At 65.9% G+C, this 12,177-nt stretch carries 12 protein-coding genes; 7 read left to right on the top strand and 5 right to left on the bottom strand.

The genetic code is table 11. The features are described 5' to 3' along the window. The 3 genes from ACRDUX_RS06605 to ACRDUX_RS06595 form a co-directional block, all read right to left on the bottom strand. Positions 1-1,125, bottom strand: a 1,125-nt coding sequence (locus ACRDUX_RS06605) for an alpha/beta-hydrolase N-terminal domain-containing protein (RefSeq protein ID WP_526412171.1), incomplete at its 3' end; no start/stop codon positions are given. Positions 1,126-1,134: 9 nt separating this feature from the next. Then, positions 1,135-1,908, bottom strand: coding sequence for an enoyl-CoA hydratase (locus tag ACRDUX_RS06600; RefSeq protein WP_526412169.1), 774 nt, complete (start codon positions 1,906-1,908; stop codon positions 1,135-1,137). Positions 1,909-2,001: 93 nt separating this feature from the next. After that, positions 2,002-3,042, bottom strand: a complete 1,041-nt coding sequence (locus ACRDUX_RS06595; protein WP_526412167.1) for a 3-hydroxyisobutyryl-CoA hydrolase — start codon at positions 3,040-3,042, stop codon at positions 2,002-2,004. A 172-nt stretch (positions 3,043-3,214) separates the two neighbouring features. On the opposite strand from ACRDUX_RS06595, the gene ACRDUX_RS06590 reads away from it, so the two are divergent. Together ACRDUX_RS06590 and ACRDUX_RS06585 are read left to right on the top strand one after the other, a co-directional pair. Then, the gene (locus ACRDUX_RS06590; protein ID WP_526412165.1) at positions 3,215-4,057 is read left to right on the top strand and encodes a Bax inhibitor-1/YccA family protein; all 843 of its coding nucleotides are present in this window, start codon (positions 3,215-3,217) and stop codon (positions 4,055-4,057) included. A 173-nt stretch (positions 4,058-4,230) separates the two neighbouring features. Beyond that, on the top strand, positions 4,231-5,067 hold the full coding sequence (locus ACRDUX_RS06585) for a putative endonuclease domain-containing protein (protein ID WP_526412163.1): 837 nt from the start codon (positions 4,231-4,233) through the stop codon (positions 5,065-5,067). A gap of 60 nt (positions 5,068-5,127) precedes the next feature. On the opposite strand, the gene ACRDUX_RS06580 is transcribed toward ACRDUX_RS06585, so the two are convergent. Continuing rightward, positions 5,128-6,345 carry an acetyl-CoA C-acetyltransferase gene (locus tag ACRDUX_RS06580; RefSeq protein ID WP_526412161.1) on the bottom strand — a complete coding sequence of 406 codons (1,218 nt, stop codon included), beginning with the start codon at positions 6,343-6,345 and terminating at the stop codon, positions 5,128-5,130. Between the two features lie 62 nt (positions 6,346-6,407). Further along, positions 6,408-7,373 (bottom strand): SGNH/GDSL hydrolase family protein, encoded by a 966-nt coding sequence (locus ACRDUX_RS06575; RefSeq protein ID WP_526412160.1) that lies wholly within the window; start codon positions 7,371-7,373, stop codon positions 6,408-6,410. A 194-nt stretch (positions 7,374-7,567) separates the two neighbouring features. Between ACRDUX_RS06575 and ACRDUX_RS06570 the strand changes: the two genes are divergently transcribed. From ACRDUX_RS06570 to ACRDUX_RS06550, 5 genes are all read left to right on the top strand, one after another. Continuing rightward, positions 7,568-8,620: an alpha/beta hydrolase gene (locus ACRDUX_RS06570; protein WP_526412158.1), complete on the top strand. Its 1,053-nt coding sequence runs from the start codon at positions 7,568-7,570 to the stop codon at positions 8,618-8,620. Between the two features lie 29 nt (positions 8,621-8,649). After that, positions 8,650-10,044 carry a cystathionine beta-synthase gene (locus ACRDUX_RS06565; protein WP_526412156.1) on the top strand — a complete coding sequence of 465 codons (1,395 nt, stop codon included), beginning with the start codon at positions 8,650-8,652 and terminating at the stop codon, positions 10,042-10,044. Positions 10,045-10,226: 182 nt separating this feature from the next. Next, complete coding sequence (locus ACRDUX_RS06560; RefSeq protein ID WP_526412154.1) at positions 10,227-10,607, top strand: CD225/dispanin family protein; 381 nt, start codon at positions 10,227-10,229, stop codon at positions 10,605-10,607. Between the two features lie 15 nt (positions 10,608-10,622). Beyond that, positions 10,623-11,048: a DUF2752 domain-containing protein gene (locus ACRDUX_RS06555; RefSeq protein WP_526412173.1), complete on the top strand. Its 426-nt coding sequence runs from the start codon at positions 10,623-10,625 to the stop codon at positions 11,046-11,048. Positions 11,049-11,108: 60 nt separating this feature from the next. After that, the gene (locus tag ACRDUX_RS06550; RefSeq protein ID WP_526412152.1) at positions 11,109-12,161 is read left to right on the top strand and encodes a hypothetical protein; all 1,053 of its coding nucleotides are present in this window, start codon (positions 11,109-11,111) and stop codon (positions 12,159-12,161) included. Positions 12,162-12,177 lie beyond the last annotated feature (16 nt).

The following is a 12,177-nucleotide window of genomic DNA, read 5'->3' as shown; positions in this document are numbered from 1 at the left end:
GAAGAGAGCCTGGCTCGACTGGCGGGCATTCTCCTTGTCGACGAGGAACGACAGCCAGCTCGGCAGGAACGAATACTGCATCGACACGATCGCGGTGTCGCCGTTGTACATGTACTCGAGCGCGGAGGCCTCGGCCTCGTTGATCCAGCCGGTGCCGGTGGTGTTGGCGACGGCTACGACCTTGCGGTTGAGGCCGCCGGTCCGCAGCAACTCCTGCGCCGCCAGCTCGGCGGCGGCCTTGATGGAATCGGCCGAGTTCAGTCCGGCGTACGCGCGGATGGGTTCGACTGCCTTGGCGCCGTTGAACTTCTCGAGGTCCTCGACCGACGGACCGCCGCCGACGAAGACACGTCCCTGATGGCCAAGCGACTCCCAGCTGACGAAGGACTGGGGTCCGCCCGAACGCAGCGGCGTCGTGGGAGCCGGGTTGTCAGGATCCTCCTCGTTGTTGACCGACTCGAAGGTGTTGTTGAGCGTGCTCATCACCGCGCGCACCACGATGCCGTTGAGTAGTGCGATGCTCAGGACGAGGAGCAGTGCGACCACGACGACCGCCGAAACTCGCGGTGGCGCAACGTGATCCAGTAGGCGAATGAGATAGCGCACCAATTTGCCTACGAGCTGACCGATTTCGACGAAGGCGAACAGGAACACGATGGCCAACACGGCCGTGAGCGGATGGTCCCAGAAGTCGAGCCGCGGCACGCCCATGAAGTCGCGAACGTCGTCCTGCCACACGTGAAACCAGACGATCGCAAGCGTCTGTCCGATCAGGCCCACCACGACCAGGGCGATCCAGGCGCAGCGCGGGGCCGAGGGGCTGGTGTTCTTCGATCGCAGGTAGCGCACCAGCCACACGCCGAAGACGCCGAAGCCGTAGCCCAAGGCGCCGGCCGCACCGCTGACGAGGCCCTGGAAAAGGGGGCCGCGCGGAAGCAGCGACGGCGTCATGGACAGCCAGATGAACACCAGGCCCACGGCGGTACCGAAGAACGTGTAATGCCGAAGCCACCAGTCCGGCTTCGGCTGGTCCGGCGCAGGCTCGGGTTCGACTGCGTCGTCCGGCTCGGTCGGTTTCGATTCGGGATCGCCCGTGCCGTCGGTCTTGGTGTCCGTGTCGGTCACCAGAGCACTTTAACGGTGCGTGAAGTTGGCTGGGCGCTTCTCGGTGAAGGCCGCCATGCCCTCGGTCTGGTCGTCGGTGGCGAATGCCGAGTGGAACAGCCGCCGCTCGTAGAGAAGGCCCTCGGCGAGCGTGGATTCGAAGGCCCGGTTGACGGCCTCCTTGGCCATCCGCGAGGCGGACAGCGACATCCCGGCGATGGTGGCCGCGACGGCGTTTGCCTCGTCCAGCAGGGAGTCTGCCGGGACGACGCGGGACACCAGGCCGCTGCGGTCGGCCTCGGCGGCGTCGATGGTGCGTCCGGTCAAGATGAGGTCCATCGCCTTGGCCTTGCCGATGGCGCGGGTCAGTCGCTGCGAGCCACCCATTCCGGGCAGGACGCCGAGCTTGATCTCGGGCTGACCGAACTTGGCGCTGTCGGCGGCGATGAGGATGTCGCACATCATCGCGAGTTCGCAGCCACCGCCAAGTGCGTATCCGGCCACTGCGGCGATGGTGGGGGTGCGGGTGGCCGCGAACTTGGACCACGTCGCGAAGAAATCGGCCGAGAAGACGTCGGCGAACGACAGGTCAGCCATCTCCTTGATGTCGGCACCCGCCGCGAAGGCCTTCGCGTTACCCGTGACGACTATCGCGCCGATACCGGCGTCGTCGTCGAATTCCGCTGCGGCGGTGGTGAGTTCGGTCATGACCTGGCTGTTGAGCGCGTTCAGCGCCTTGGGCCGGTTCAGGGTGATGGTCCCGACACGGCCTTCGCGGGTGGCCAGGATGGTTTCGTAGTTCACTGCTCGACTCCTTCTCGCTCCGGTCCTCGCTCGTGCCTCGCTGCGATCCTCACTCGTTGTCGTCTTCGGGAAATCATGGCTTCTCCTATTCGGCTATTCGGGGAATGTCAGATCAGGATCGGCCGGCGCGAAGTAGGCCTCGACGTCGTCGACGGTGCACAACGCGAGCGTGGATGGCGACCACTTGGGGTTGCGGTCCTTGTCGATGAGTTGCGCACGGATGCCCTCCATGAAGTCGTGTGAGCGTAGCGCTGCGCACGAGGTCCGGTATTCCTGGTGAAGGGCGGCTTTCAACGAATCCAGGTCCGCCGCCCGCCGCACTGACTCGAGCGCTACCGCCAGCGCGATGGGGGAGCGGGTGGCGATCTGGTTGGCGGCGTCATTCGCCGGACCGGCGTCGTGCCCGCGCAGTTCGGCGATGACGTCGACGACCGTCTGACCCGCGTAGCACTCGTCGATCCAGTGCCGTTGCTTCAGAAGGGCACTCGCTGGCGGTTCGATGGCGTGCGCGGAGACCGCCGCGTCGACGCCGTCCTCGACGACCGCGTCGGTGAACGCCCCGAGTTGATCGTGGGGCACGTAGTGATCGGCGAAGCCCATCGCGATGGCGTCGGCGCCCGAGAACGGTGCGCCGGTCAGCGCGGCGTGCAGGCCAAGGCGGCCGGGCGCCCGCGACAGGAGATAGGTGCCGCCGACATCGGGGATGAATCCGATGCCGACTTCGGGCATCCCCATCTTGGTGGTCTCGGTGACGACCCGGACGCTGCCGTGGGCGCCGACGCCGACGCCGCCTCCCATCACGATGCCGTCCATGATCGCGACGTACGGCTTGGGGTATCGGCCGATGTGAGCGTTGAGTAGATATTCGTCCCACCAGAACGAGCGTGCGGCGCTGCCGTCGCCCTTGGCGCTCTGGTGAATCGCAATGACGTCGCCGCCTGCGCACAGACCGCGTTCACCCGCGCCAGACACCAGCACGGTGTGGACCGACTCGTCCGCCTCCCACGCGGTGAGTGCCTGCTGGAGGCCGGTGACCATGTCGTGGTTGAGCGAGTTGATCGCCTTCGGACGGTTCAACGTCAACCGACCAACGCCGTGCCCGACATTTACTAGGATGTCCTCGTTTTCTGCCACGGGATGCAAATCTAGAGCCTTGCCCGAGTCGGGCCCGACACGGGTAGCCTTTCCCAAGAAGTTCACAGTTTCGGCGACCCGGTCGGGAACTGGTCGGAGTCGCCGCACGTTGATCCAATGTTCGTCAAAGTTCGCCACCCCGGCGAACCACAGCACACGAGAGGAACCGACGGTGCGCGAGAGCAGCAACCCGGTATTCCGTTCCCTGCCCAAGCAGCAGGGCGGATATGCCCAATTCGGTACCGGTGCCGCCGGCTACGGTGCGCAGGCGGTGCAGGCTGAGCCGTACACGACCCAGCCGTATACAGATCAGAAGGCCTCCCGGCCGCTGACCATCGACGACGTCGTCACCAAGACCGGCATCACACTCGCCGTGCTGACGGCGGTCGCCGCGGTCTCCTACTTCCTGGTGCAGGGCAACATCGCCCTTGCGACGCCGTTCACCCTGGTCGGGGCGCTCGGTGGGCTCGCGCTGGTGCTCGTCGCCACCTTCGGTCGCAAGCAGGACAACCCGGCGATCGTGTTGAGCTACGCGGCGCTCGAGGGTCTGTTCCTCGGCGCGGTCTCGTTCATCATCGCCAACCTGTACTCCACGGGTGGCGTCGGCATGATCGCGCAGGCCATCGTGGGGACGCTCGGCGTGTTCTTCGGCATGCTGGTCGTCTACAAGACCGGTGCCATCCGCGTGACGCCGAAGTTCACCCGCATGATCGTCGCCGGGCTCTTCGGTGTGCTGGCACTGATGCTCCTGAACGTGGTTCTCGGCTTCTTCGGCGTCGGTGGCGGCGAGGGCTTCGGACTGCGCAGCGGCGGTCCCATCGCCATCGGCTTCTCACTGCTGTGCATCGCGCTCGCGGCGTTCAGCTTCCTCATCGACTTCGATGCGGCCGACCAGATGGTCCGTGCCGGTGTTCCTTCGAAGGCCGGCTGGGGCATCGCGCTCGGCCTGACCGTGACGTTGGTCTGGCTGTACCTCGAAATCCTGCGGCTGCTGAGTTATTTCCAGAGCGACTAGCAGCAGCCCTACCCGAGAGCCCGGCACCACGTGTGCCGGGCTTTCTCTTTGCCTGGGTACGGCGTTGAGGTAGCGCTCACAGTCGCGCACGCCGCGATTTTCGACTGCCAGCGCTATGTCAACGGGGCTGTGGATGGATTCGGCGGCATCGGTCGCGCCGACGGCATCTTGCGATGGTGGATTCCATCTTCATCGGTAGCGAGGCGGTCGCCGCGGGCGAACTCGGCGCGAACGACCTCAGGCGCCGCTACCGGCGGCTACTACCCGACGTCTATGGCTCGTTGGCCGCGGAACCCAATCTGCGCGAGCGGATCACCGCCAGCTGGTTGTGGACGCGGCGAGAGGGTGTCATCGCGGGAGCCGCGGCCTCGGCGCTCTTGGGCGCGAAGTGGGTTGACGTCGACACGCCGGTCGAACTGATCTGGGCCAACAACCGGGCGGCTACCGGCGTCGTGACGCGTCGAGACACCCTGCTGGACGGTGAAACGACTGTGCGCGGTGGCTTGCCACTGACGTACGCCGAGCGCACTGCATACGACCTTGCCCGCCGCGGCTCCATCGGCAATGCCGTCGCCCGGCTCGACGCACTGGCTCGCGCAACCCATTTCAAGGCAGCGGACGTGTTGGAAATCGCTGAAAGGCATCCGCATGTCAGGGGGTTGCGTCGGATCGACCGCGTCCTGGACCTCGTCGACGCCGGTGCGGAATCTCCGAAGGAGACGTGGCTGCGGCTACTGCTCATCCGTGCCGGCTATCCGCGGCCGCAGACGCAGATTCCGCTCCTCGGGCCCGACGGCTTTCCCATCTACCGGCTCGACATGGGATGGGAGGACGAGCTCATCGCCGTGGAGTACGACGGTGACGACCATCGGGAAAAGCCTCGCTGGCGCAAGGACATCATCCGCTCGGAATACGTTGCCCACCTTCGGTGGAAGCACATTCGGGTGACCGCAGGCGAACGCGAAACCGACGTTCTGCGCCGCGTAGAGCGGGCATGGGCATTGACATAGCGCTGACAGTCAGAATTTGCGTGGGATCGGACTGCCAGCGCTATCTCAACGGATGAGAAGCTAGCTGAGCCGCTCCACGACCATCGCCATACCCTGGCCGCCGCCGACGCACATCGACTCGATGCCAAACGTCTTGTCCTGCGTCTTGAGGTTGTTCAGCAGCGTGGCCGTGATCCGGGCGCCCGTCATGCCGAACGGATGGCCAAGGGCGATTGCCCCGCCGGACACGTTCAGCCGGTCCTCGTCGATGCCGAGCTCGCGCGCCGAACCGATCACCTGCACGGCGAACGCCTCGTTGATCTCGACCAGGTCGATGTCGGAGATCTGCTTGCCAGCCTTGCCAAGCGCCTTCTTGATCGCCTCGATGGGACCCAGGCCCATGACCTCCGGCGACAGCCCGCTCACTCCCGTGGACACGATGCGCGCCAGCGGGGTGAGGCCGAGTTCCTTGGCCTTGGTGTCGCTCATGATGACCACGGCCGCCGCACCGTCGTTCAGCGGACACGCGTTACCCGCCGTGATGGTGCCGTTCGGACGGAACACCGGCTTGAGCTGGCTGATCTTCTCGTAGGTGGTCCCGGCCCGAGGGCCGTCATCCGTCGAGACGGTGGTTCCATCCGGCAACGTCACCGGAACGATCTCGCGCGCGAAGAAGCCGCTGTTGATGGCCTCCTCGGCGCGGTTCTGGCTGCGCACGCCCCAGTGGTCCTGGTCCTCACGGCTGATGCCGGTGAACAGCGCGACGTTCTCGGCGGTCTGGCCCATCGCGATGTAGACGTCGGGGATGTTGCCGTCGGCCCGGGGGTCGTGCCACTCGTCGGCGCCTGCGCTCTGGGCCACGGTGCGCTCCTGCGCCTCCGCGAACAGTGCGTTCTTGCTGTTGGGTGCGCCATCGGCAGCGCCGACGCCGAACCGCGACACCGTCTCGACACCCGCCGAGATGAACACGTCGCCTTCGCCGGCCTTGATCGCGTGGAACGCCATGCGCGTGGTCTGCAGCGACGACGAGCAGTAGCGGTTCACCGTCGTGCCGGGCAAGAAGTCGTAGCCGAGTTCGACGGCCACGGCGCGCGCGATGTTGTATCCGGCCTCACCTGCGGGCTGCGCGCAGCCCATCATCAGGTCGTCGATGTCTCGCGGATCGAGTGACGGCACCTTGTCCAGAACGGCGCGCACCATCTGGGCGGCCAAGTCGTCCGGACGAATGGTGGCAAGAGATCCCTTGACCGCGCGCCCGATTGGCGAGCGGGCGGTTGCGACGATGACGGCTTCGGGCATGACGGCCTCCTAGATCAATGGCTTCTCGTGGCTTCTGGCAGCGGTGAAAGCTTGTAGCGAACCTAGCCCGTGACCGAGGCGACGATCGGCGCGGGTACACCCGTCGTGCGGCGCCACAGCCGCGTGATCCCGCCGAGACGTGCCGAAACGGTCTCGGTGCCCGTCCGCGACCGCAACGCGGGCTCGACGTCGGAATCGGCCGTCCATTCGCCCAGTGCCGTGCACAGCGCGGGCAATAGCTGCTTGGCGGCCAGCGCGTACCCAGCCGCGGACGGATGGAACATGTCGGGGGAGAACAGCACCTCGGGTGCCCTCTGGAATTCAGGGGAAAGCAGGTTCGAGAACGGCACGGGAACGCCACCGGCGGCGCGGACGGCCGCAGTCTGCGCGCGTGCCAGACGCAGCCCGATCGTGCGGGCTACCAGGCGAAGTGGCTGCGGGATCGCGGTGATGATGCCGAAGTCGGGGCAGGTTCCCACCACGACGACGGTGCCGCTGCCCCGCAGCCGACGAACGGCTGCGCCAAGACGGCGCGCCGACGGCCCGATGCCGTTGACCGCCGTCACGTCATTGGCGCCGATCATGACGACGGCGGCGTCGGGCGGAGGTCCTGCGACGTACATCGCGTCGATCTGGCCGGAGAGGCCCTTCGAGGTAGCGCCGACGATCGCCTTGGTGCTCAATCGGATGCGTTTGCCCGACTGTTCGGCGAGCCCGCGCGCGATCAGCACCCCAGGCACCTCGTCGGCGACGGTGCAGCCGTAGCCGGTGGCGGTCGAGTCACCGAAGATCATCAGATGGAGGTCGAACGGCACGCCGCGATGCCATTTCTCACATGCTCCGCCACCGGGCACGTAGACGCCGTCGGCGCGTGGGGGGACGTCCCATGACTTTGGGATGACCTGGCGGGCCTGGTCGGCCTGGACGTGCAGCAGATTCCTGGCCCCGACATATGCCGAACCGGTCGACGCGACCGTGGCGGCTGCCGCCAAGGCAATAGTCGATCGACGCGGCGCACGAATGACCACGCGATCAGTTTAAGGGCGGATCTCGCGGGTCTCCGCGTGGCGGGGAACCTCCAGCGGTCACATTGCGGTATCAAGTCCGGTACGAGTTTGGATTCTCGGATTGTTGAACCTTCAGTAAGGTGTCAAGCTAAGTTACCCAGTTGGCTGAGCTTAGCCGTTAACCGGGTACTACAACGGCGTAGGAAGTGGTGGCGATGACCGCACCGAGTAAGGTATCGAGGTCTGCCGGCTCTAGCATAAGTGCTGCTAGAGCACGTAAAGTACGCAGATTTCCGGTCAGTGACGGGGCCCCCGTCGAAGTGGTCGAGGACGGCCCCAGCATCGCCGGCCGGTTGTTTGCTCTGGCCGCGATGATGACGATCAAGCCAACACTTGGCGTCGGCGCCCACGTTCCGCGGATGCCGTGGCCGTTCGGGCTGGTCGATTTCGTGTCACGAGTCATGCGCCCCGCGCCAGGGACGGTCCGCGCCACCATCGCCCTCCCGAACTGCACGGCGCAGCTGGTCAGGGCGGCAGGCGTCCTGCCTGCCGACGGGAAGCGCAGCGTCATCCTCTATCTGCACGGTGGGGCCTTTCTGACCTGCGGCGCCAACTCGCATGGCCGGCTGGTGACTGCGTTGTCGCGGTTCGCCGACAGTCCGGCACTGGTCGTCAACTACCGGATGATTCCCAAGCATTCGATCGGGCAGGCGATCGATGACTGTTATGACGCCTACCAGTGGTTGCGGCTCAAGGGATACGAGCCGGAGCAGATCGTGCTCGCCGGCGACTCGGCAGGCGGTTACCTCTCACTGGCGCTGGCCGAGCGGCTGCAGTTCGATGGCGAGCTGCCCGCGGCCGTGGTCACCATGTCGCCGCTGTTCGAGATCGACAACGAGGGGCGAGCCCAGCACCCCAACATCGAATCCGACGCCATGTTCCCGCCGAGGGCGTTCGAGGCCCTTGTCGAGCTGATCGAGGCCGCAGCCAAGCGCCACGTCGTCGACGGCGAACCCGAGCAGGTGTTCGAGCCGCTCGACCACATCGAGCCGGGGCTGCCACGCACCCTCATTCACGTATCCGGATCCGAGGTTCTGCTCAACGACGCGCGAAAGGCCGCGCACATGCTCGCCGCGGCCGGCGTGCCCGTGGAAATCCGGGTGTGGCCCGGTCAGATGCACGTCTTCCAGCTTGCGGCGCCCACCGTCAAGGAGGCGACGAGGTCGCTGAAGCAGATCGGCGACTACATCCGAGAGGCCACCTGGTAACCCGTACGTGCGCCTGACACGATGTATGCATGCGAATCGCAGGTCATGTCAGTGAGCTCATAGGCAACACGCCTCTCGTTCGGTTGAACTCCGTCGTGCCCGACGGTTCAGGCCTGGTGGCGGCCAAGATCGAATACCTCAACCCCGGTGGCAGCTCGAAGGACCGCATCGCGATCAAGATGATCGACGCCGCCGAGGCCAGCGGCGAGCTGAAGCCGGGCGGCACGATCGTCGAACCCACGTCGGGGAACACGGGTGTCGGCCTTGCGCTGGTGGCGCAGCAGCGCGGGTACAAGTGCATCTTCGTATGCCCGGACAAGGTCAGCGAGGACAAGCGAAACGTGCTGCGCGCCTACGGTGCCGACGTCGTAGTGTCCCCGACTGCGGTGCCGCCCGATCATCCCGACAGCTACTACAGCGTGTCCGACCGGTTGGTGAAGGAGATCGACGGCGCCTGGAAGCCCGACCAGTACTCCAACCCGAACGGCCCTGCGAGTCACTACGAGACGACGGGTCCGGAGATCTGGGCCGACACCGACGGCAAGGTCACGCACTTCGTCGCCGGAGTGGGCACCGGCGGCACGATCACCGGCGCGGGGCGCTACCTCAAGGAGGTGTCCGGCGGAGCGGTAAAGATCATCGGCGCGGATCCGGAGGGGTCGGTGTATTCGGGTGGTACGGGCAGGCCGTACCTCGTCGAGGGTGTCGGGGAGGATTTCTGGCCGTCGGCCTATGACCCGACCGTCACCGACGGCATCATCGCGGTGTCCGATGCCGACTCATTCGAGATGACTCGGCGCCTGGCCCGCGAGGAGGCGCTGCTGGTCGGCGGTTCGTGCGGGATGGCGGTGGTGGCCGCCATTCGCGTCGCCGAGCAGGCCGGACCGGACGCCGTCGTCGTGGTCCTGCTGCCCGACGGTGGGAGAGGCTATCTCTCAAAGGTTTTCAGCGATGCCTGGATGTCGTCCTACGGCTTCCTGCGCGACCGGCTCGACGGTTCGATCGAACAGTCGACGGTCGGCGACGTGTTGCGGAGAAAGTCCGGTGCGCTGCCGGACCTGGTGCACACCCACCCGTCGGAGACCGTTCGCGACGCCATCGGAATCCTGCGCGAGTACGGCGTCTCGCAGATGCCGGTGGTCGGCGCGGAGCCCCCGGTGATGGCCGGTGAGGTGGCTGGAAGTGTTTCGGAGCGTGAGCTTCTTTCGGCAGTATTCGAGGGCCGAGCAAAGCTCGCAGACGCCGTTTCGCAACACATGAGTCCCGCTCTGCCGCTCATTGGAGCCGGTGAACTCGTCAGCACGGCGGCGAAGACACTGCGTGAAATCGACGCCGTGATGGTGGTCGAGGAGGGTAAACCCGTTGGCGTGCTTACCCGCCACGACTTGCTCGGCTTCTTGTCCGACGGAAATATCCGCCGGTAGGAGTGCTGTAGGTCGGGGTGCCGACGGGTCGGCGCCCGAAACCCCTTAGCAAGGGCAATCATTCCGCTCTTCGGCGGGCGTCGATCCGGATGGCGAAGTTCGCTTTATGGCCGTCTTCACGAGCCAATTCTCAGGTAGGGTAACACCGCTCAGACTCAGCTAATGATGACCGAAAGGCGTCCATGACCGAGTATCCGCCGCCACCACCTCCTGGCAACTACCCCCCGCCGCCTCCAGGCAACTACCCCCCGCCGCCCCCTCCCGGACCGGGTGGGCCAGGCGGCTACGGCGGTTACGGCGGCCCGCCCACCAACCAGCCCGACAACAACCTGGTGTGGGGAATCCTGGTCACCGTGCTCTGCTGTCTTCCGCTGGGCATCGTGTCGATCATCAAGGCCGCGCAGGTTTCCGGGCTGTGGGGGCAGGGTCGCTATGCCGAGGCTCAGCAGGCGGCGGACGACGCCAAGAAGTTCGCCATCTGGGGGGTCATCGCGGGTGTCGTAGTCGGCGTCGTCTACCTGATCTTCTCGTTGGTCGTCGGCGCCAGCGCGTTCTCTTCGTAATCCCACGAGTCGATGTTGGATACGCGCCGATCGGCGGCGCTCACACCACTCGGCGCCCCGCTCGGCGTAGCGGTGGCAGCCGGGTTGGTGTGCGGCGCAGTCTGGTTGGGCGATCCGATGTCGACGGGCGGACCGCTGCCGGTGTGTCCAACCAAGGCGTTGTTGGGGATCGACTGCCCGGGTTGCGGAAGCCTCCGAATGATCTTCTGCCTTCTGCACGGGGACATTCTCGGCGCAGCCCGCTTCAACGCCCTCGGGCTGGTGTCGGTGTTGTTCCTGCTCTGGGCTTTCGGAGCTTGGACGTACGGGCGCATGGTCAACCGAAGGATCGTCAGTTGGCAACACCAACGGTGGGCCGCCGTCGTGGCACTGGTCCTGGTGTCCGCGTGGTTCGTCGTTCGCAATCTGCCGATAGCCCCGTTCACCGCGTTATATGTATAGCCATCAACGGGATCGCGATCAGCGGGCCCGGTCCGAATTCAGCCGAAAGGTGTGTCGAACATGACCAACCCGCCCCCGCCGCCATCTGACGGCGGCTATCCGCCTCCTCCGCAGGATGGTTACCCGCCGCCGCCGCCTCCGCAGGGCGGCTATCCGCCGCCCCCGCAAGGTGGCTACCCACCGCCCCCGCCAGCCGGCTACCCGCCTCCGCCGCAGCCGGGCTACGGCGGGCCGCAGGGAGGCTATCCGCCTCCGCCGCAGGGTGGTTACCCGCCGCCCCCGCCAGCTGGCTATCCGCCGCCGCAGGGCGGCTACCCACCTCCGCCGCAGCCGGGCTACGGCAGCCCGCAGGGAGGCTATCCACCGCAAGGTGGCTACGGGCAACCCCCCGGGTCCCATGGGGGCGGTCAACAGGTGGACATCGGCGAGGCATTCTCGTGGGCATGGAACAAGTTCAGCAAGAACGCCGTACCGCTCATCGTCGCGACGCTGGTCTATGGGCTGATCGTTGTCGCGGTGATCGTTGTCGTCGGCATACTCGCCAATGTTCTGGCGCCTGAGTCTGTCAGCTCCTACGACTCGGGTGACTACGGCTTCAGCTATGCGGTGTCTTCCGGATTTGGTTCCGCCAGCTATGTCGCCATCTTCCTGGGCAGTGTGGTGACATTCGTTGTGGTGGGGGCGATCTCGTCGGCGTACTACGCCGGACTGTTGGACATAGCCAACGGCCAACCCGTGACGATCGGGTCTTTCTTCAAGCCCCGCAACGTCGGCAGTGTCTTGCTGGCCAGCTTGCTCATCGGCCTCGTGTCATCGATCCTCAGTTTCTGCTTCATCTTCAGCTTGGTGATCTCGTTGTTCACGCTCTTCACGACGGTGATGATCGTCGACCGCAACGAGGCGCCGGTGGATGCGATCAAGGCGAGTTTCGCGCTGGCGAAGGCGAACTTCGGGCAGGTGCTCCTTGTCTGGCTGATCATCGGCGTCATCGTGGTCGTCGGTGCAGTGGTCTGCGGTATCGGCGCGATCGTCGCCGTGCCAGTCGCGGAACTGTTCCTGGTGTACGCCTACCGGAAGCTGACCAGCGGCCAGGTCGCGCCACTCACTCCGTGATCCCGTGAGGGCGGAC

Origin of the sequence: Mycobacterium sp., from assembly GCF_050701675.1 — a bacterium.
Classification (GTDB): domain Bacteria; phylum Actinomycetota; class Actinomycetes; order Mycobacteriales; family Mycobacteriaceae; genus Mycobacterium.
Note: the sequence above shows the minus strand (reverse complement) of the source record. Positions and strands in the feature narration are given on the sequence as shown.

Coding starts and splice junctions, on each gene's coding strand:
- ACRDUX_RS06585 (WP_526412163.1), top strand. CDS start 4,231: ATGGTGGATTCCATCTTCATCGGTAGCGAGGCGGTCGCCGCGGGCGAA.
- ACRDUX_RS06580 (WP_526412161.1), bottom strand. CDS start 6,345: ATGCCCGAAGCCGTCATCGTCGCAACCGCCCGCTCGCCAATCGGGCGC.
- ACRDUX_RS06570 (WP_526412158.1), top strand. CDS start 7,568: ATGACCGCACCGAGTAAGGTATCGAGGTCTGCCGGCTCTAGCATAAGT.
- ACRDUX_RS06565 (WP_526412156.1), top strand. CDS start 8,650: ATGCGAATCGCAGGTCATGTCAGTGAGCTCATAGGCAACACGCCTCTC.
- ACRDUX_RS06560 (WP_526412154.1), top strand. CDS start 10,227: ATGACCGAGTATCCGCCGCCACCACCTCCTGGCAACTACCCCCCGCCG.
- ACRDUX_RS06550 (WP_526412152.1), top strand. CDS start 11,109: ATGACCAACCCGCCCCCGCCGCCATCTGACGGCGGCTATCCGCCTCCT.